Origin of the sequence: Anaeromyxobacter sp. SG64 (assembly GCF_022690745.1) — a bacterium.
GTDB lineage: Bacteria > Myxococcota > Myxococcia > Myxococcales > Anaeromyxobacteraceae > Anaeromyxobacter > Anaeromyxobacter soli.
The window spans coordinates 19,035-36,855 of sequence record NZ_JALCZB010000025.1; the positions used below are offsets into that span (position 1 = coordinate 19,035).

The 17,821-nt window shown below is 75.2% G+C and carries 18 protein-coding genes; 4 read left to right on the forward strand and 14 right to left on the reverse strand.

The genetic code is table 11. The features are described from left to right. Window positions 1-72: 72 nt before the first annotated feature. Entirely contained in the window at window positions 73-444 is a 372-nt protein-coding gene (locus tag MNZ29_RS10075; RefSeq protein WP_242340220.1) for a VOC family protein, read from the reverse strand. A gap of 175 nt (window positions 445-619) precedes the next feature. Between MNZ29_RS10075 and MNZ29_RS10080 the strand changes: the two genes are divergently transcribed. After that, window positions 620-1,102 carry a hypothetical protein gene (locus MNZ29_RS10080; RefSeq protein WP_242355051.1) on the forward strand — a complete coding sequence of 161 codons (483 nt, stop codon included), beginning with the start codon at window positions 620-622 and terminating at the stop codon, window positions 1,100-1,102. Window positions 1,103-1,176: 74 nt separating this feature from the next. On the opposite strand, the gene MNZ29_RS10085 is transcribed toward MNZ29_RS10080, so the two are convergent. Both MNZ29_RS10085 and MNZ29_RS10090 read right to left on the reverse strand, forming a co-directional pair. Continuing rightward, the gene (locus MNZ29_RS10085; protein WP_242340222.1) at window positions 1,177-1,608 is read right to left on the reverse strand and encodes a DUF488 family protein; all 432 of its coding nucleotides are present in this window, start codon (window positions 1,606-1,608) and stop codon (window positions 1,177-1,179) included. Further along, complete coding sequence (locus MNZ29_RS10090; protein WP_242340223.1) at window positions 1,605-1,991, reverse strand: hypothetical protein; 387 nt, start codon at window positions 1,989-1,991, stop codon at window positions 1,605-1,607. The genes MNZ29_RS10085 and MNZ29_RS10090 overlap by 4 nt, the downstream gene beginning before the upstream one ends. A 167-nt stretch (window positions 1,992-2,158) precedes the next feature. Between MNZ29_RS10090 and MNZ29_RS10095 the strand changes: the two genes are divergently transcribed. Continuing rightward, entirely contained in the window at window positions 2,159-2,584 is a 426-nt protein-coding gene (locus MNZ29_RS10095) for a CBS domain-containing protein (protein WP_242340224.1), read from the forward strand. 52 nt (window positions 2,585-2,636) lie between these two features. Here the strand turns inward: MNZ29_RS10095 and alr are convergent, their stop codons facing one another. Continuing rightward, window positions 2,637-3,818, reverse strand: coding sequence for an alanine racemase (alr, locus tag MNZ29_RS10100; protein WP_242340225.1), 1,182 nt, complete (start codon window positions 3,816-3,818; stop codon window positions 2,637-2,639). 172 nt (window positions 3,819-3,990) lie between these two features. On the opposite strand from alr, the gene MNZ29_RS10105 reads away from it, so the two are divergent. Beyond that, window positions 3,991-4,743: a hypothetical protein gene (locus tag MNZ29_RS10105; protein WP_242355053.1), complete on the forward strand. Its 753-nt coding sequence runs from the start codon at window positions 3,991-3,993 to the stop codon at window positions 4,741-4,743. On the opposite strand, the gene MNZ29_RS10110 is transcribed toward MNZ29_RS10105, so the two are convergent. The 4 genes from MNZ29_RS10110 to MNZ29_RS10125 are packed head-to-tail and all read right to left on the reverse strand — an operon-like array spanning window position 4,655 to window position 8,629. Beyond that, window positions 4,655-5,812 (reverse strand): homogentisate 1,2-dioxygenase, encoded by a 1,158-nt coding sequence (locus tag MNZ29_RS10110; RefSeq protein WP_242355055.1) that lies wholly within the window; start codon window positions 5,810-5,812, stop codon window positions 4,655-4,657. The two genes, MNZ29_RS10105 and MNZ29_RS10110, sit on opposite strands and share 89 nt — an antisense overlap. Before the next feature lie 11 nt (window positions 5,813-5,823). Beyond that, window positions 5,824-6,996 carry a 4-hydroxyphenylpyruvate dioxygenase family protein gene (locus MNZ29_RS10115; RefSeq protein ID WP_242340228.1) on the reverse strand — a complete coding sequence of 391 codons (1,173 nt, stop codon included), beginning with the start codon at window positions 6,994-6,996 and terminating at the stop codon, window positions 5,824-5,826. Beyond that, window positions 6,993-7,652: a maleylacetoacetate isomerase gene (maiA, locus tag MNZ29_RS10120; RefSeq protein ID WP_242355057.1), complete on the reverse strand. Its 660-nt coding sequence runs from the start codon at window positions 7,650-7,652 to the stop codon at window positions 6,993-6,995. Before maiA ends, MNZ29_RS10115 begins: the two co-directional genes overlap by 4 nt. After that, window positions 7,652-8,629, reverse strand: a complete 978-nt coding sequence (locus tag MNZ29_RS10125; RefSeq protein ID WP_242355059.1) for a fumarylacetoacetate hydrolase family protein — start codon at window positions 8,627-8,629, stop codon at window positions 7,652-7,654. The genes maiA and MNZ29_RS10125 overlap by 1 nt, the downstream gene beginning before the upstream one ends. A gap of 155 nt (window positions 8,630-8,784) precedes the next feature. Between MNZ29_RS10125 and MNZ29_RS10130 the strand changes: the two genes are divergently transcribed. Continuing rightward, window positions 8,785-9,951 (forward strand): GNAT family N-acetyltransferase, encoded by a 1,167-nt coding sequence (locus MNZ29_RS10130; RefSeq protein WP_242340231.1) that lies wholly within the window; start codon window positions 8,785-8,787, stop codon window positions 9,949-9,951. A 12-nt stretch (window positions 9,952-9,963) separates the two neighbouring features. Here MNZ29_RS10130 and MNZ29_RS10135 read toward each other — a convergent pair whose 3' ends face one another. The 6 genes from MNZ29_RS10135 to MNZ29_RS10160 all read right to left on the reverse strand — a co-directional run bounded on the left by MNZ29_RS10135 (window position 9,964) and on the right by MNZ29_RS10160 (window position 17,700). After that, window positions 9,964-10,710 (reverse strand): class I SAM-dependent methyltransferase, encoded by a 747-nt coding sequence (locus MNZ29_RS10135; protein WP_242355061.1) that lies wholly within the window; start codon window positions 10,708-10,710, stop codon window positions 9,964-9,966. Between the two features lie 89 nt (window positions 10,711-10,799). Further along, window positions 10,800-11,993: a hypothetical protein gene (locus MNZ29_RS10140; protein ID WP_242355063.1), complete on the reverse strand. Its 1,194-nt coding sequence runs from the start codon at window positions 11,991-11,993 to the stop codon at window positions 10,800-10,802. Window positions 11,994-12,007: 14 nt separating this feature from the next. Continuing rightward, on the reverse strand, window positions 12,008-13,225 hold the full coding sequence (locus tag MNZ29_RS10145) for a tol-pal system YbgF family protein (RefSeq protein ID WP_242355065.1): 1,218 nt from the start codon (window positions 13,223-13,225) through the stop codon (window positions 12,008-12,010). Between the two features lie 22 nt (window positions 13,226-13,247). Continuing rightward, window positions 13,248-15,182 (reverse strand): tetratricopeptide repeat protein, encoded by a 1,935-nt coding sequence (locus MNZ29_RS10150; RefSeq protein WP_242339940.1) that lies wholly within the window; start codon window positions 15,180-15,182, stop codon window positions 13,248-13,250. Continuing rightward, entirely contained in the window at window positions 15,179-16,129 is a 951-nt protein-coding gene (locus MNZ29_RS10155) for a sugar-transfer associated ATP-grasp domain-containing protein (protein ID WP_242339941.1), read from the reverse strand. The genes MNZ29_RS10150 and MNZ29_RS10155 overlap by 4 nt, the downstream gene beginning before the upstream one ends. Then, a complete protein-coding gene (locus MNZ29_RS10160) occupies window positions 16,126-17,700 on the reverse strand; it encodes a 7TM domain-containing protein (RefSeq protein WP_242355067.1) in 1,575 nt (524 codons plus the stop codon). Before MNZ29_RS10160 ends, MNZ29_RS10155 begins: the two co-directional genes overlap by 4 nt. Window positions 17,701-17,821: the final 121 nt, after the last annotated feature.

A 17,821-nucleotide genomic window follows, 5' to 3' on the forward strand; every position in this document is an offset into this window, starting at 1 on the left:
GGAGGCCCTAGCGGTGGGAGGGAGGCGCCGCGCGGCCTTCCCGGGCCGGGCGCGCAGCGCCTCGGATCGAGCTCACGCCTGGTGGTGGATGCAGAGGATGTTGCCGTCCGGGTCCTTGAACCAGGCGCAGGTCTCCTTCCCGACCTCCGCGATGCCGTCCTTGGTCTTCAGGGCGGGGTACTCCTCGAAGCTCACGCCGCGCGCCCGCAGGTCCTTCACCTCGGCGGGCACGTCCGGCACCTCCCAGCTCATCGCGGTGTGGTCGGACTGCGGCGGGGTCTCGCGCGGATACAGCGCGAACTCACCGCCGTCCCCCTCGAACACGACGTCTCCGTTCTCCAGGGTGCGGGTCGCGTGCAGCCCGAGCTTCTCCTCGTAGAACCGGCGTGCCCGGGTGATGTCGGTGACCGGCAGCATGGCCGTGAAGTGACGATTCCCCAGCATGTGGCGCCTCCTGTTCCGCGGAACTGCCGGGAAGGACCGTAAGTGGCGCGGCAGCCTGCCGCGCCTGCCGGCTGGGATCCCGCGCGCGGGGGGCGGCGCCGACCGATCGGGCGCCGCTCCGTCCGCGCGCAGCCGGGTGGCGTCCGGCGCGCGCGGGACGTAGCATGCGCGCCCCATGGAGCTGGAGCACCGCACCGTGTCCCGCTACCGGCTGCGCCCGGAGGCGTCGCGCGCCACCGCGCGTCGCATGAACCGCCGCTTCCTCGCGACGCTCGTCGCGGTGGTCGCGCTCGTGCTCGCCGCGTACGGCGCCGGGCTGCGCGATCCCGGCCGCGGCTTCGACGCGCTCGTGGTCCCGTTCGCGCTCCTGCTCGTGCTCGCCGCCTTCTCGTACGTGCGCCGGATGCGCCGCTTCCGCGCGCGGTGGGCGTCGTTCGAGATTTCGCTCGAGGAGGAGGCCATCGGGCGCGCGGTGGTGGGCTTCCCGCCCGTGCGGATCCTGCGCGCGGAGGTGGCGGCGATCGAGGACGTCCCCGCCGGGCTCGCCGTGCGCGCGCGCGACGGCCGCGGCCTCGTCGTGCCGCGCGAGCTCGAAGGCTACGAGCGCGTGCGGGCGACGCTCGCCGGATGGGGGACGATCGCGGCGCGTGGGCGGTGAGCCGCGCTCGTTCGTGCGCGCGCGAGCGCTCGCCCGGGGGGCGCCGCCCCGCGCAGCCGGGCGGCGGTCAGAGGTCAGAGGTGCACGACCCGCACGCCCGGCTCCGCCGCGGCGAGCGCCTCCGCGAGCACCGAGCGGTGGCAGCGCGCGGGGTTCGCCTCCGCGCAGAGGAGCGCCGTCCGCGCTCCGGCCGCCGCGTCGAGCACCGCCCGCACGGCCTCGGGGCGCTCCGCGAGGTGCGCGCGGTAGCGCGCGAGGACGCCGGGGAGGTCGGCGGCCGCCTCCGCGTGGAACGGGTTCCCCGCCTCGGGCAGGTGGCGGTACTCGAACCCGGCGGCGACGAGGGCGCGCTCGAGCGGGCCCTTCGAGAAGCCGGGCTTCGGCGAGCGGGCGGAGCGCCTCACGTCGAGGACCCGCGTCACCTGCGCCTCGCGCAGCCGGGTGGCGAGGGCCCGCACCGAGCGTCCCTCGTACCCGATCGTGAAGACGAGCGCGGCGGGCGTCACTGCTTGAGCTGCGGGCGGTGCTGGGCCTCCTCGTCGAAGCCGTGCGCGACCACCACGTGGTAGACGGCGTACGGCTCCTCGCCGGAGCCGCCCACCAGCTCGAACAGGAACTGCCCCTGATCCCCGTCGGGATCGGGCATCGCCTGGACGAACATCACCTCGCGCGACTCGATGAGGATCTCGCCGAGGAGCTGCTTGCCGCGGAGGACCTGGATGGTCGGCGTGCGGTCCTCGTCCTCCTCGAGGTGCCAGTGCAGGTCCTCGTGGTCGTAGAGGTAGGCGTCGGCCGTGCCCGCGCGGAGGATGCAGTTCGCGTGGCGCTTGAGCCAGCGCCAGAAGCGGTCGAAGGCGAGGGTGGTGCCGGTCTCGACGGTCACGGGCATGCGCGGAATATACCGGGCGGAGGAGCGCCGCGGGGCGCACAGGGGCGAGCGTGTGGACGCCCGTCCGGGGCCAGCACGGGGTCCCCCCACGCGGGCGTGCCCCGCCTGCGCCCGCGGGCTCTATGCACGGGGAAGCGCCGGAGGCGCCGCCGGACGGGAGGTGCGCCATGCTGTGTCAGGACGTCATGAAGAGCGAGGTCGAGACGTTCCGCGAGACGGACCCGGTGATCGACGTCGCCCGCCGCATGCGCGAGGTGAACATCGGCTTCGTGCCGATCTGCGATCGCGACGGTCACCCGGTGGGCGTGCTCACCGACCGCGATCTCGCCCTCCGCGTCTGCGGCGAGGACCGCCGCGCGAGCGAGACGCGGGCGGGTGCGGTGATGACGCGCGAGACCATCACCTGCCGCGACAGCGATCCCATCGAGGCCGCCGAGCAGCTCATGGCGCGCTACCGCAAGTCGCGGATGATGATCGTGGACGAGGAGGGCCGGCTGGTCGGCGTCATCAGCCTCTCCGACATCGTGGAGGAGGAGGACGATCGCCGCGCGGCCGAGACCATGCGGTCGGTCTCGGAGCGGGAGCTGCATTGATCTGACGGGGGCTGCGCCCCCGCCCCGCCGACGGCTGGCCGCCGTCGATCGGCTACCGCGCGTCTCTCGGCTCCCGCTCGGCGAGCGTGGACACCGCCTCGACCGCGCCGCCGCGGAGGTAGAGCCGCGGCACGCGGGCGGTGAGGCCGGCGAGGATCTCCCAGGAGATCGTGTCCACCAGGGACGCGAGCTCGTCGGCGTCCACCCGCTCGTCGCCGTCGCGGCCGAGGAGCGTCGCGACGTCTCCCGCGCGCACCTCGGGCACCGCGGTCACGTCCACCATGCACATGTCCATGGCGACCCGGCCGACCACCGGCGCCCGGCGCCCGCGCACGAGCACGTGGGCGCGGTTGCCGAAGGCGCGACGGTACCCGTCCGCGTAGCCGCACATGACGAGCGCGACGCGCGACGGGCGGGGCGCCGCCCAGGTGCGGCCGTAGCCGACGGTGGCGCCGCGCTCGATCTCGAGCACGCGCGCGATCCGGCTCCGCAGCGACAGCACGGGCACGAGCTCCGCGTCGGTGCCGCACCACGGCGCCGGCCGGTAGCCGTACATCGAGAGGCCCGTGCGCACGACCTCGAGCGCCATCTCGTGATCGAGGAGGACGCTCGCCGAGGCGGAGCAGTGGCGCTCCTTGACGAAGGGGAGGCGTGAAGAGACGTCGCGCAGGATCTCGAACTGCCGGCGCGTGAAGCGCTGATCTCCCTCCTCCGCCGCGGCGAAGTGGGTGAAGAGGCCCTCGACCGAGAGCTCGGGGATCTCGCGCAGCCGGTTCGCGAGCGCGACCAGCGCGTCGGGCCGGAGCCCGTGCCGGTTCAGGCCCGACTCGAGCTCGAGGTGGACCGGGACCACCGCGCCGCGCCGCTTCGCGGCGGCCGCGAGCGCCTCGGCGACGTCGGCCGCGCCCACCGTCGGGCGGAGCCCGAGGGCGACGACGCGCTCGGCGTCGCTCGGGGGGGTGTAGCCGATGACCAGGATGGGCGCGTCCACGCCGGCGCGGCGAAGCTCCTCCGCCTCGTCCACGCAGACCACGCACAGCCCCGAGGCGCCGGCGGCGAGCGCCGCCCGCCCCACCGCCACCGCCCCGTGGCCGTACGCGTTGGCCTTCACGACGGCGTAGAGCCGGGCAGGCGCCGCGCGGCCCGCGAGCAGGCGGACGTTGTGAGCGAGCGCGTCGAGGTCGACCTCGGCCCAGACCGGCCGGCCGCCCCACTGGGAGGGGTTCGTGGACATGGAGCCGTCAATATACCCGCCGGCCCCGCGCTGCCAGAGGGGCGATCGGGCGCCCGCCGTGCCGCCGCCCTCACGAGGGCCCGCCGCACCGGGGGCCGGCGCGCGAGACGGCCCATCATTCGCGGCACCGGAGGCGAGCCGAGGTGAAAGGAACTGTGGTCTGGAGGTTCGCGTGAGCAATCGATACCAGCAGCTCTGCCAGACGCTCGAGGACGCCCGGTCCCGGTTCGCCGCCTACCACTCCGAGTGCGTGCTGTTCGCCGCCACGCTGTCGCGCGGCCTCATCGAGTACGCCGGGTGGCCCCGCGAGCTCGTCACCTACGAGCCGCTCCCCGGCGACGTGCCCGCCGCGCCGACCCACCGGATCGAGGACGCGATGCACCTCGACGCGGACGCGTTCTGGCACGTCGGCCTGCGCCTCGCGATCGAGGAGCCGCGGGCGCGCGACTCGATCCTGCTGCGCGTCCGCTTCAAGAAGCTCGACACCCGCTACATCGTGAGCCTGTTCGGCTTCGAGGACTTCGAGGTCGCGGCGCCGACGCCCGAGCAGCTCCAGCCGATCTACGAGTCGATCCTGAACGCGGTGAAGCGACACTACGAGTACGGGCTGCGCCTGTTCCTCGAGAACGGCGGGCGCGGCCTCAAGATCCCCATCTCCACGGACCGGCTGCTCGAGCTCGCGCGCGGCGCGCCGCCGGTCTCGGCGCCCGGCGAGGCCCGCGAGGGAGCGGAGGCCGGCGAGGAGGAGCCCGCGCCCGCGCCGGAGCCCGCCCCCCACGCGAGGGCGGCGCCCGCGCCGCGCGCCAAGGCCACGGGGCCGAGGGCCAAGGCGGCCGTCAGCGGACGAAGCTCTCCTGGTAGCCCCCGTCCTCGACCCCGAGCGCCGCGGGGGTCGCGGCGAGCGGGAGGTAGCAGTCGAGCATGACGGCGAGCTCGCTCGTGGTGCGCGCGCCGATCGAGCCCTCGTAGGCGCCGGGGTGCGGGCCGTGCATCACGCCCGCCGGGTGATGCGAGATCGAGCCCGGGCCCACGCCGCGCCGCGAGGTGAACTCGCCGCGGACGTAGAAGAGGAGCTCGTCCACGTCCACCGACGCGTGCGGGTAGGGGCAGGGGACCGCCTCGGGGTGGAAGTCCACCACGCGCGGCACGAACGAGCAGACGAGCGCGCCGCGGGCGGCGAAGGTGCCGTGCCAGGTGGGCGGCAGGTGCACGAGCCCGGCGCGAGGCTGGAAGTTCAGGATCGGGAAGGCGAACGGGTAGACGGCGCCGTCCCACCCGACCACGTCGAGCGGCGACTCGTCGAAGCGGAAGCCGTGGAACGCGCCCGCGCGCTTCACGAGGAGCTCGCGGATCCCCTCGTCCATCGGCCCCTTCCACTCCACGCGGCGGAAGTCGCGGTGCGAGTAGGGGGCGTCCATGCGGAGCTGCCCGGTGTCGTTCCGCCACTGCGAGGGCAGGTGGACGCCGCCCGGGAACTCGAGCGAGAGCCAGCGCTGCGGGCCGGGATCCGGCACGAAGCGGTGGAGGAGGCCCTTCGGCACGTAGACGTAGTCGTCCTTCGCGAAGCGCAGGTCGCCGAGCGGCGAGCGGAGGAGCCCGCCGCCCTCGAACACGAAGAACAGGTCGTCGCCGTCGCCGTTCGAGAAGTAGACCGGGTCCTCGGCGGAGGGGGTCGCGAGGCCGGCCACCACGTCGGCGTTGAAGAGGAACGGGACGCGCGCGTCCACCGCCGGGCCGGACGGGGCTGGGAGATCCTGCGTGCGGTAGTGGCGCTTCAGGAGCGCGCGGGGCGGCGCGGCCTGCGGGAGGGTGAAGCCGTGGCGGACCTCCGCGGCGTGCGTGGCGTGCGGCCGGTGCCGGTGGTACGCGAGGGTGTACGCGCCGTCGAACCCGGCGCGCGTGAACGCCTCCTCGTGCAGGAGCCTGCCCCCGGCGTCGCGGAAGGCGATGTGGTGCTTCCGCGGGACCTCGCCCTGGACCATCCGGTCGAGCATGGCGGCCCGCGCTACGCGCGCCCCTCGCGCTGCTGCTCGCGCTCGATGGACTCGAAGAGCGCCCGGAAGTTCCCCGCGCCGAAGCCCTGGTCGCCCTTGCGCTGGATGATCTCGAAGAAGAACGGGCCGGCCTCGGGCTCGTGGTAGAGCCCCGCCGCCTCGCGCAGGAAGATCTGGAGCAGGTACGAGCCCGGGCCCGCGCCGTCCACCAGGATCTCGAGCTCCTGCAGCGTCTTCACCTCCTCGTCGATCCGCCCGATCCCGGTCTGCTGGATGCGCGCCGGGAGCGCCTCGTAGTAGGAGGCGGGGGTCGGCATGAACTCGACGCCCCGCGCGCGCAGGCCGCGCACCGCGGAGAGGATGTCCGTCACGGTGAGCGCCGCGTGCTGGATGCCGTCGCCGCGGTGGTCCTCGTTGAACACGTTGATCTGCGAGGACTTGAAGGCGGGGCGCCACGGCTCGTTGTTCGCGAACTTCACCCCCGAGCGCAGGTCCTTCATCACGACCGAGCGGAGCCCGGAGCCCTTCTGCGCCTGGACCGCGGCGCGCTTCGCCTCCGCCGCGTCCTTCGTGTGGAACTGCACCTCCCAGAACTCCTCCATCCCGAGCACGTGCTCCATCCAGAGGAGCGCCGGCTTCATGGTCTGGAAGTTGGAGGTGAGGTGGTCGATGTAGCCGAAGCCGAACGCGTTCGCGCCCCCCCTCGGCGCCGCGTGGCGGGCGACGCCCGGGTAGAGCCCTCGGTAGCCGCGCCGCTCGACGAAGCGGAAGGTCGTGTCGCCGAGCGGGGTCGTGATGTTGAAGGTGCGGAGCGTGCCGCCCTCGTCCTCGTGGACCTGGAGGTCGGTGACGGGCGTGCCGCCGCGCTCCTCGAGGAGCCGGAACGCGCGAGCCGCGTCCTCCACCTCGAAGATCACCGCGCCGACGCCGTCCGGGTGCTTGCGCAGGTAGCGCCACGCGCGGCCGCCCTCGCCGAGCGGCTGGGAGCAGAGGATCCGGACGTCGCCGGCCTCGAACGCGGCGGAGCGCTGGTGGCCCTCGCGATCGAGGTCCGGCGTGGACGCGCCCGTCTCCGCGAAGTCCAGCCGCTCGAGGTAGAAGCGCCGGCTCCGCTCGAGATCGTGCACGTAGTAGTGCAGGGCCTCGATGCGGACGATCCCCAGGGGCTCGAGAGTCGTGGTCATGGTGTCCTCCGGTCCTTCGGCGGTGCGTCGGGCTGGCGGTCGGGGTGGGCGTCCTGGAACGGCGCGAGCGCCGCGCACGCCTCCTCGATCCGCAGGAGCGTGGGGTAGGGCGCGACGTCCAGCGAGAACCGCCGCGCGTTGTAGAGCTGGGGCACGAGGTAGCAGTCGGCGAGGCCGGGCGCCTCGCCGTGGCAGAAGCGGCCCGTCTCGTCGTCCTGCAGGGCGCGCTCGAGCGCCTCGAGGCCGCGGCGGATCCAGAGCGCCGCCCACTCCTTCTCGTAGCCGGGCAGCTTCTCGCGGAGGGTGCGCAGCACGATGGCGTTCTGCAGGGGCTGGATACCGGAGTTCACGTGCTCGGCGAGGGCGCGGACCCGCGCCCGCCCGTCGAGGTCGCGGGGCAGGAGCGGCGCCTGCGGGTAGCGCTCGTCGAGCCACTCCAGGATCGCCATCGACTGGGCGAGCCGCACCGAGAACCCGTGCTCCGAGACCTCCAGCACCGGCACCTGCGCCATCGGGCTCCGCTGCTGGTAGACCGGGTCGAACTGCTCCTGGGCGAGCAGGTTCACCGGGGCGTACTCGTAAGGGAGCCCCTTCAGCGCGAGCCCGATGCGCACGCGCCAGGCGGACGAGGAGCGCCAGTAGGAGTAGAGCCGCATCACGGCGTCACCACCCGCTGGTCGATGGTGCCGAAGACGTTCCGGCCGGCCAGGTCCCGCACCTCGATCTCGATCCGGTCCCCGGGCGCGAGGAACCGCGTCCGCGGCGCGCCGTGGTCGATCATCTCCCGGGCCCGCTGCTCGGCGATGCACGAGTAGCCGCGGGCGCGGTCGGCGTTCGAGACCGTGCCGCTGCCGAGGATCGTGCCGGCCGTGAAGGCGCGCGTCCTCGCCACGTGCCGGAGGAGGTCGTGGAAGGAGAAGTGCATCTCCGGCCCCGTCTCGACGTCGCCGACCCGCTCGCCGTTCCAGCGCACCGTCATGCGCAGGTGCAGCCGGCCGCCCCGCCAGGCCTCGCCGAGCTCGTCGGGCGTGACGGCGAACGGGGAGAACGCCGTCGCTGGCTTCGACTGGAAGAACCCGAAGCCCTTGGCGAGCTCGGGGGGGACGAGGTTCCGGTGCGTGACGTCGTTCGCGAGGCAGACGAGCCGGACGTACCGCTCCGCGTCGGCCGCCGCGACGCCGCGCGGCACGTCGCCGAGCACGACGCAGACCTCCGCCTCGAAGTCCATGCCCCAGGCCGGATCGGGCAGGGGCAGGTCCTCGCGCGGCCCGAGCAGCACGCCCGAGCCGCCCTGGTAGACCAGGGGATCCTGCTCGAGGGTGGGCGGCGGCTCCGCGCCGCGCGCCTTGCGGACGAGGCGCACGTGGTTCAGGTAGGCCGAGCCGTCCACCCACTCGAACGCGCGCGGCAGGGGCGAGAGGAGCCGGGCAGGGTCGAGGGGCTCCGCCCTGGCGCGATCGGCGTCGAGCGACGCGGCGAGGGCCCGCAGCGCGGGCTCGCGCGCCTCCCAGGCGTCGAGCGCGGCCTGCAAGGTCGGCGCGACGCCGGAGGCGTCGGCGAACGCGGCGCCGTCCCGGCGCACCACCACGAGCCGCCCGTCGCGGCTCCCGTCACGTAAGGTCGCGAGGCGCATCTTCGGGCGAAGGGTCTAATGGGCGCCCGCCCGAGACGCGAGGTGCGCGGGGCGTCCCGTGTAGGGCGAGCGGGCGGCCGTGCCGTGCCGCGTCGCGGCAGGCGCCGCGCCGCCCTCGAGAGCATCCCGGGCGAGCAGGGCTATAAGAACCGCCCGTGACCGCCCTCTCGCTCTCCGCGCACGCCTCCATCTCGGAGCTCCCCGCCGAGGAGTGGGACGCCCTCTTCGCCCACGAGCCGGCCCGGGCGAGCCCGTTCGTGCGCCACGCGTTCCTGCGGGCCCTCGAGGAGAGCGGCTCGGCCTCCCCGCGCACCGGCTGGCGCCCGCGCCACCTCGCCCTCCGCCGCGGTGGGACGCTCGTCGCCGCCGCGCCGGCGTATCTGAGAGGCGGCTCCGACGGGGACTTCTCGCGCGACTGGGAGTGGGCGGCGGCGGCCGAGCGCGCCGGGATCCCGTACTACCCGAAGCTCGTCCTCGCCGTCCCCTTCACGCCCGCCACGGGCCGGCGCGTCCTCGTCGCCGGCGGCGAGGACCGGCGCGCGCTCGCCGCCGCGCTCCTCGCGGGCGCACGGCGGGTCGCGCAGGACGAGGGCGCGCACGGGCTCCACGTGCTCTTCGCCGACGCGGAGGAGGCGCGCGAGCTCGAGGAGGTCGGGCTCGCGCTGCGCGTGGACTTCCAGTACCACTGGCGGAACGAGGGCTACGCCTCGCCCGAGGAGTTCCTCGCGCGCTTCCCCTCGAAGCGCCGGAACGCGCTCCGCCGCGAGCGGGCCGCGCCGGAGCGCCAGGGGATCGCGATCCGCACCGTGCGCGGCGACGAGCTCTCGCGCGACCCGGAGGGCTGGGCGCGCGCGTGCTACCGGCTCCACCGGGCCTCGACGGACCGGATGGTGTGGGGGATGCGCTTCGTGAACCTCGGCTTCTACGAGCGCGCCCTCGCGTGGCTCCCCGACGCGGTGGAGGTGGTGGAGGCGCGACGCGAGGGGAAGCTCGTCGGGATGGCGTTCAACGTCGCCGGCCCCGACCGGCTGTACGGGCGCTACTGGGGCTGCGTCGAGTCGCACCCGTTCCTCCACTTCAACGTGGCGCTGTACCACTCCATCGACGAGTGCATCCGGCGCGGCACCCGGGTCTTCGAGGGCGGCGCGGGCGGGGAGCACAAGGTCGCGCGTGGCTTCGAGCCGGCGGAGACCTGGAGCGCCCACCTCCACCTCGACCCCCGGCTCGACGTGGCCGTGCGCCGCCACCTCGCGGACGAGCGCGAGGAGCGCCTCGTCGCCGTGCGGCGCTGGCGCGAGGAGCACCCCCGGCTCGGCGGGTGAGCGGCCGGTCTTTCAGCGCGCCCAGGCGAGCGTGAGCTCGCGGCGCCACACCGCGCCGCCGTGGACGCTCGCGAGCGCGCGGGCGTCGGCGAGGAGCGCCGCGAGGGCGCCCTCGCCGAGCGCGGGGCCGACGTAGGAGAGCGAGCGAAGCACGGCGTCGAGCCGCTCCGGCCCGAGCTCCTCCTCGTCGTCGAAGCCCTCCGTCTCGGGCGCGCCGAGCCCCGCGACGGAGAAGAGGAGGCCGACGGGCGGCGCCGCCGGCCGGGCCTTGAAGTTCGCGGCGGCGATCCGCTCCGTGAGCGCGGCGAGGAACGGGGTGTCCGCGAGCCGCGGGGTCACCACCGCGAGGACGCCCGCCGGGGCGAGGAGCCGCGCGGCCTCGCGCGCGCCGCGCGTGGGATCGACCCACTGCAGGGCGTCCGCGAGGACCACGAGGTCGAACGCCGCCGCGGCGAGGCCGGTCTCCTCGGCCGCGGCGTGCACGGCGGTGACGCGCGGCGCGCCCGCCGCCGCGAGGACGTCGAGCATGGCGCGCGCCGGCTCGACCGCGTGCACCTCGGCGCCGAGCGCCGCGAGCGGGAGCGCGAGCTGGCCGGTGCCGGCGCCGAGGTCGGCGACGCGCGCGCCCGGACCGCCCGCCAGCGCGAGCAGCCGCGCGACGAGCGGCGAGGGGTAGCCCGGCCGCTGCCGGTAGTCCTCCGCGAGCCGGTTGAAGACCCAGCGGGAGGGATCGGAGACGCGGACGCCGTGGCGGGACACGGGCCTAGCCTAATCGAGCCGCGCCCGCCGGGCGCCACCGCGGCCGGGAGGACCGCGGTGGCGCACACGGAGCGGCGAGGCCGGTGGCGTCAGCGGCCGGCGCGCGGCATGCGCCACTCGAGGCCGGCGACGGCGCGCACGTTGTCGTAGCTCCAGCGGATGTCGTAGTAGCGGCCGGCCGGATAGACGCCGGGGACGTAGTCCGGGTAGTTCGTGTCGCGCGTGATCCACTCGGCCTCCGCGCGCAGCGCGAGGCCGCCGGCGAGCGCGTAGCGGAGCTCGCCGCCGAGCGCGAGGCGGTTGTCGTGGAGCCGCGCCCCGTCCGACGTGTTGGTCTTCGAGTCCGGCCCGTAGCCCCGCAGCCACGCCTCGGCGCGGAGCTCGGCCGCGAGCCGCTCGGTGAGCGGGGACTTCACGATGAGGCGAGGGTGCTGCCCCTGGTAGGAGTAGTAGCCCTGCCAGGCGTCGCGCTGGACCTCGTACCCGTAGCGGAGCGACACGTCGACCTTGCCGCCGAGCTTCGAGAGCTCCACCTCCACGGAGGGCTCGAGCGTGTCGAGCTCCTGCTCCGGGTTCCCGCTCGTGGCGCCGGTGCCGGCGTCGCGCGCGAGGAGCGTGAAGTCCTGGCGGTGGGCGTAGTCGATCCGGAACGCCGTGGCGTAGCGCTCGCCCAGGATCCGCCACGAGGCCTCGAGCTGGTTCTGGCCGTTGTCGCGGGGCGTCAGGTGCATCGGCACGGCCGGGTCGAAGTTGGGGTCCTCGACGTAGGAGTACGAGACGTAGCGGTACTTGAGCCGCAGGTGCTGGTGCGCGAACGGCGTCGCGTAGAGGTTCACGCCGGCGCGCCACGTGAAGTAGCCGTAGCGGTCGGTGCCCGGCATGTCGCCGAGCGCGTCGCGCTGGTAGAGGTCCTCCCAGCCCGGCCGCCAGGCGCCCCCGACCGACGCCTCGGCGCCCAGGCGGAGCCGCTTCAGCACCCGGTACTCGGGCTCGACGCCGACCGAGCCGGTGGTCTCCGACAGCGTCGCGCCGAAGGTCTGCCGGTGGGCGAAGCGGACGGGCAGGTCGAGCTGGAAGGCGCCGCTCCGGAGCTCGGGCGTGAGCGCACCCTCGGCGAGGAGGAGCGTGCCCGAGTCGCGGCGGACGCCGTAGCCGTCGAAGGCGCCCGCGTACAGGCCGGCGCGCGCGTCGAGCGTCCACTGCGGCGTGGCGTCGGCGGCACCGGCGGGGGGCGCGGCGGCGAGGAGGGTGAGGGCGGAGGCGAGAGCGAGGGAGCGGATCATCGCGGGGTTCCTTGTCACGGGCAGACGCACGGCGGGGTCGCGCCGGCGAGGTAGGTCGCCGTCGAGGAGACGTAGGGGCTCGAGGGGAAGTCGGCGGAGAGCTTCGCGTAGGCGGCGCAGGCCGAGGCCGGGGCGGGATCCGACGCGTGCGGGGTGGTGCAGAACTGCCAGGTGGAGTTCACGTAGGTGCGCGCGAGGTAGTGCAGCGCGTTGTCCGCGTAGGTGCTCGTCGCCGGGACGGCCCGGAACGCGGCGTCCGCCGCGGCGAGGTCCGCCGGGTCGAGGCCCGCGCTCGCGTAGTAGAACGCGTGCGCGTAGCGGGCGCGGCCGAGCCAGTACTGCGCGGAGCCCGCGAACGTCGTCGCCGGCACCGCGAGGGTCCGCTGGAATGCCGCGATCGCCGCCTCGAGGTTGGCCTTGCGGGCCGCCGCCTCGGAGGCGGAGAGCCCGGTGACGGTGGCGGTTGCGTTCACCGGCTCCTCGAGGTAGCTCCGCCCGAGGTAGTACTGCGCGTTGTCGTAGTAGGTGCTCGTGGCCGGCACCGCAGTCAGCTCCGCCTCGGCGAGGTCGAGCAGGGCGGCCGCGCCGAGCCCGTCGCCGGCGTTCGCGCGCGCGAGCCCCATCTCGAAGTCGCACCGGCCGAGGTAGTACTGCGCGTTGTCGGCGTACGTGCCCGTCGGGGAGGCCGCGAGCGAGCGCTGGAACTGCGGGCGCGCGGCGGCGTAGTCGCCGAGCTGGAACCGGGCGCGGCCGTCGAAGTAGGCGGCGTTGTCGATGAAGGGCGAGGAGGCGAAGGCGGTCTGCATCGCGTCGAGGCGCAGCGCCGCGTCCTGGAGCTCCGCCGGATCCCCGCCGAGGACCCCGCGCTCGTAGCTGCAGCGACCGGCGAGGTAGGCGGCGTTGTCGAGCCGGATCGAGGTGGGGAACTGCACCGGCAGGGCGTCGAACCTCGCCCGCGCGTCCGCGTAGTCCTGGAGCGCGAGCGCCGCCTTCGCCGCGCTCGCGGCGGGGTCGGTCGCGGCGAGGGCCCGCGCGTCGGCCGCGGCGACGTTGGCGGCGTCGTAGAGCGCGAGCCCCTCGGCGAAGAGCGAGTCGCCGGGGCGGTTGGGATCGATGGGGACCTTGCCCGGCGCGCTCGCGCCGTCATGCCCGCCGCTGCACGCGAGCGCGAGCGCGGCGAGGGCGGCGCAGCAGGCGAGGCCGCGCGAGATGTTCAGGTGACGCTGGTGCACGGGGGAGCTCCTCGGTGGGGCGCTAGGGCGCGACGGCGGTGGTGGGGGTGGCGAGGTGCGGGCCGGGGGCGCCCGTGCCCGCGCATCGTGAAAGGAGGCCCTGCACGGCCGGGTCCTTCGGGGCCTCGGCGAGGAGCCGTCGCGCGGTGCGCTCGCAGGCGGCGCGGTCGCCCTGGCGGGCCGTGAGCTCCGCGAGGCCGGCGCGCGCCTCGAGATCGCCGGGGACGAGGTCGAGGAGCTCCTCGAACGCCTTCCGCGCCTCCGCGAGCCGGCCGGCGTCGAGGTGCAGCTCGGCGAGCGCGCGCAGCGAGGGGGCATGGGCGGGGTCGATGGCGAGCGCGCGCGCGAGGGCGTCGCGCGCCTCGTCGCGGCGGGAGACGGTCCCGAGCACGAGGGCGAGGTCGTAGAGCGCCGACACGCTGCGCGGCGAGCGGGCGAGCAGCGCCTGGTACGCGGCGATCGCCTCGTCCGGCTTCCCGGCGCGCGCCGCCGCGACGCCGAGGGAGAGCTGCGCGGCGTCGTACCCCGGGCGCGCCGCGAGCGCGCGCCCGAGCGAGGACCGCGCCTCGTCGAACCTCCCCGCCTCGGACTGGAGCTGCCCGAGCGCGAGCCACGCGGGCGCGTACTTCTCGTCGAGCGCGATCGCCTTGCGGTAGGCCGCCTCCCCCGCGGCGCGATCGCCGCCCGCCTCCTCGAGCTTGCCGAGGTTCACCCAGGCGGCGCCGTAGGCGGGGCGCAGGCGCAGGGCCTCGCCGTACGCGGCGCGCGCCGCGGCGGCGTCCCCGGCGCGCTTCTCGAGCACGCCCAGGTTCAGGTAGGCCTCCGGGTAGTCGCCCTTCGCGACCTCGATGGCCTTGCGGTACGCCTTGCGCGCGTCGTCGTCGCGGCCGTCGCGATCCGCGACGAGCGCCGCGAGGAAGTGATGCTCCGGCTCCGCGGGCGCGTCGGCGACGAGCCGGTCCGCCTCGTGGCGCGCGCGGGAGAAGTCGCGCGACTGGAGCGCGAGCCGCAGCAGGCGGCGGCGGGCGTAGCGCTGGGTGGGGTCGAGCCGGAGGGCGCGGTCGTACGACTCGAGCGCCGCCGCCGTCTCGTCGGCCCGCTCGTGCGCGCGCCCGAGCAGGGAGTGGACCGCGGCGAGGTCCGGCGCCACCTCGGCGGCCCGGAGGAGCACCTGCACGGCGCGTCGCACGTCCGGGGCGGAGCCGGTGCCGAGCCAGGCGCGCGCGGTGCCGAGCAGGATCTCCGCGCTCGCCGGCGCGTACTCGATGGCCTTCGCGAAGCGCCGCTCGGCGTCCTCCCGCCGGCCGGCCGCGAGCTCGGCCGTGCCGAGCGCCACGAGCGCGCGGGCGCGGTCCTCGTTCGAGCCGGACTGGGCGGCGGGCGCGAGGATGGCGACGGCGCCGACGGGATCTCCCCGGCGGCGGAGCAGGTTCCCGAGCGCGATGCGCGCCTCGCCCGTGGGCCGGAGCGCGAGCGCGCGACGGAGATCGCGCTCGGCGCCGTCCAGGTCGTCGAGGCGCGCGCGGGCGAGCCCGACGCGGAGCGCGCGCTGCGGGCCCGGCCCGAGCTGCTCCGCCCGCACCAGGTGCGGGAGCGCCGTCGCCGCGTCGCCCGCGGCGAGGAGCACCGCGCCGAGCTCCTCCTCCACGGCGGCGGAGCCGGGGCTCTCGGCGAGGGCGGCCTCGTAGAGCTTCAGCGCCTCCGGCTTCTCGCCCCGGCGTGCGGCGCGCCGGGCGCGGGCGTGGGCCTCCGAGACCGGCCCCTCCTCCCCGGCCGCGGCGGGCGCGGCGGGCGCGTCGCCCTCGTCCCCGAGCGACTCCTCGTCGCCGGCGATGGAGATGACGAGCGGGTCGTTGCCGCGGCGCGCCGCGAACCCCTCGAGCGCGAGCGCGCCCGCGAGCAGCACGCCGAGGAACAGGAGCATGGGCCAGAGGCGGTCGAGGACGAGGCGGTTCATGCGGCGCTCCCGCTCGCGGCGAGCGCGCCGGGGACCTCGACCACCGCGGGGAGCCCCGCGAGCGCGTCCCCGAGCGCGACGCCGGTCACGTTCTGGATCTCGAGGCCCGGGCGGGCGTTGATCTCGAGGACGAGCGGGCCGCGCTCGCGGTCGACGACCACGTCCACGCCGAGGTAGCCGAGCGGCACGGCCCGCGCGGCCCGGCGCGCGACGTCGAGGATCTCCGGCCAGCGAGGCAGGGCGATCCCGACGAGCGGCGCCCCCGACTCCGGGTGGCGCTCCACGGCGCGCCCGTGGTGGAGCGCGCGGGAGGTGCGGCCCGTCTCGAGCTCCACCGCGATGCCGAGCCCGCCCTGGTGCAGGTTCGCGCGACCGCCCGACTCGGCGGTGGGGACCCGGATCATCGAGAGCACCGGCTCGCCGCGCAGGGTGATGACGCGCACGTCGCAGAGCCCGTCGGCCCAGAGCGCGGCGAACACGTCGTGCGGGTCGACGCGGCGCTCGACGAAGGCGCGGTCCTCGAGCTGGTTCGAGTGGACCCCGAAGACCACGTCGGCGAGGTGCCGCGCGAGCGCGTGCGGGGTGAGGAGCGCGCCGCCGGCGCGGCGCCAGCCGCCGGCGTCGGGGAGCCACTCGCCCGCGACGAGGATCCCACCGCCGCCCGAGCCGTTGGCCGGCTTCACGACGAACCGCGACCGGCCGCGCAGCGCCTCGACGACCCCGGGGACGGAGAAGAGCCCGTCGCACACCGCGAGCGTCTCCGGGACCGGCACGCCCGCCTCCGCGAACCGCTCCTTCGCGAGGAGCTTGTCGTCGGCGAGCGGGTAGTCGCGCCGGTCGTTGTTCGGGTAGACGAGGACGAGGTTGCGGCGGTTGATGCCGTAGACCGCCTCGCGGCGGGCGAGGAGCGCGCGCACGCGGCCGCGCGCCGCGGCGAGGAGGCTCACGGCGCGCCTCCGGTCAGGAGCCCGCGGAACCGGCGGTACTCGCTGAGGCGCATCCCCACCCAGCGCCCGAGGTACACGTTCGCGGCGACCGCGAGCAGCAGCACCTCGGGGAAGCCGATGACGAGCACCTGCAGCGCGAGCGAGTTCATCACCACGTAGCAGGCGAGCATCACCACGAGCGTGCCCCCGAGCTCCTTGCCCGCCGCGCGCGGGCCGTGCTCGGTGAGCGACAGGTAGAAGCGCTCCGCGCAGATGGCGAGCACCGCGAGCGGAAACATCGTGATGTGGGTGAGCCCCGCGACGCCCAGCCGCTCCGCGAGCATCGAGGTGCCGACGAGCGTGACCACCACCGCGGAGAGGAGGATCGCGAGCGTGGGCGAGTGGAGGAGCTCGAGCCGCGCGACGGCCCAGCGCGCGGTGGCGACCGCCGCGACCACGATGAGCACCGCGAGCGCGCCGTAGCCCGCGCCGGTCTCCCCCGCCGCGGCCGCGAGGAGCGCCGGCAGGAACGTGCCGAACGTGGGCATGCCGACGACGTTCCGGAACAGCACGGTGAGGAGCGCGCCGATGGGGAGCATGAGGATCGTCCGGAGCAGGCTGAACGGCAGCTTCAGGCGATCGAACAGGCCCCACACGTCGAGGAAGGTGAAGGAGGCCTTCGCGCGCGGCGACGGCACGAGCTGCGTGCGCGTGTCGAACCGGTAGTCGAAGTTCACGTCCGAGGTGTGCCGGAACAGGACCTCGTCGCCGTAGTACAGGGAGAGGTAGCGCTCGGGCAGCTCGGCGAAGTGGTCGTTCGTCGGGCAGAACGGGATCCAGTGGCCGGACACGTACGCCTCGACCCACTGGTGCGAGGTGCGCTTCACGCCGGGCTCGAGGATGAGGCCGCCCACGAGGCGCGCGGGGATGCCGGTCGCGCGCGCGAGCGCGACGAACAGGCGGCTCTTGCCGTTGCAGCTCGCCTCGCCGAGGCGGAGCGCGGTGAGCGCGTCGGTGGTCCCCTTGAACGGCCGGGTCGTGAGCCCGTGGGTGTAGTCGTGGATCCGCCGCAGCCGCTCCATCACGGTCCCGCGGTCCGCCCCGATGCGGGCGAGGGTGGCCGCGATCTCCGGCGCGTCCACCTGGATCTCCTTCTCCGGGCGGAGCGCCGCCGCGGTCGAGGGAGGATAGGAGGATGGCACGGCGAGCTCGGCGGGGATGCGGTACGAGACGCGCCGCGGCACGATCTTGACGGTCTGCCGGATCTCCGCGCCGTCCGGCACCTGCGCGCCGACCCAGGTCGCCACGCGGTTCGGGCCGTCGAACACCTGCGAGAGGTGGAAGCCGGCGGACTCGGTCCGCTCGTCGGAGATCGTCTGCCGCGCGTCGCTCGCGGGGAGGAACGTCCGCACGCGCACGTCCCCGCCGTGCCCGTCGAGCCGCAGCGCGTACGTGACCTCGTACTGCCGCACCGGCAGGACGTCCGCGAGCGAGTAGCCGAGCGCGCGGACCTTGTAGAGCATCAGGCCGGCGGTCGCCGCGACGAGGGCGACGATCGTGACGGCTACCTTCCGGGGGTGCGCGACGGACATGAGGGTGCGGCGGATGATCGCGGCTACTCTCCGCCCGGTCAACCGTGCGCTCCCTCGCCCCCTTCGCCGACAGGTGGGACATCCTGCGGCGAGCGGTGCGCACGCGCACCTCGGCCGAGCG

Excerpts from the sequence above, each read along its gene's own strand:
- MNZ29_RS10095 (WP_242340224.1), top strand. The coding sequence starts at position 2,159 with ATGCTGTGTCAGGACGTCATGAAGAGCGAGGTCGAGACGTTCCGCGAG.
- MNZ29_RS10075 (WP_242340220.1), bottom strand. The coding sequence starts at position 444 with ATGCTGGGGAATCGTCACTTCACGGCCATGCTGCCGGTCACCGACATC.
- MNZ29_RS10140 (WP_242355063.1), bottom strand. The coding sequence starts at position 11,993 with ATGATCCGCTCCCTCGCTCTCGCCTCCGCCCTCACCCTCCTCGCCGCC.
- MNZ29_RS10150 (WP_242339940.1), bottom strand. The coding sequence starts at position 15,182 with ATGAACCGCCTCGTCCTCGACCGCCTCTGGCCCATGCTCCTGTTCCTC.
- MNZ29_RS10125 (WP_242355059.1), bottom strand. The coding sequence starts at position 8,629 with ATGCGCCTCGCGACCTTACGTGACGGGAGCCGCGACGGGCGGCTCGTG.
- MNZ29_RS10160 (WP_242355067.1), bottom strand. The coding sequence starts at position 17,700 with ATGTCCGTCGCGCACCCCCGGAAGGTAGCCGTCACGATCGTCGCCCTC.
- maiA (WP_242355057.1), bottom strand. The coding sequence starts at position 7,652 with ATGCGGCTCTACTCCTACTGGCGCTCCTCGTCCGCCTGGCGCGTGCGC.
- MNZ29_RS10115 (WP_242340228.1), bottom strand. The coding sequence starts at position 6,996 with ATGACCACGACTCTCGAGCCCCTGGGGATCGTCCGCATCGAGGCCCTG.
- MNZ29_RS10080 (WP_242355051.1), top strand. The coding sequence starts at position 620 with ATGGAGCTGGAGCACCGCACCGTGTCCCGCTACCGGCTGCGCCCGGAG.
- alr (WP_242340225.1), bottom strand. The coding sequence starts at position 3,818 with ATGTCCACGAACCCCTCCCAGTGGGGCGGCCGGCCGGTCTGGGCCGAG.
- MNZ29_RS10110 (WP_242355055.1), bottom strand. The coding sequence starts at position 5,812 with ATGCTCGACCGGATGGTCCAGGGCGAGGTCCCGCGGAAGCACCACATC.
- MNZ29_RS10090 (WP_242340223.1), bottom strand. The coding sequence starts at position 1,991 with ATGCCCGTGACCGTCGAGACCGGCACCACCCTCGCCTTCGACCGCTTC.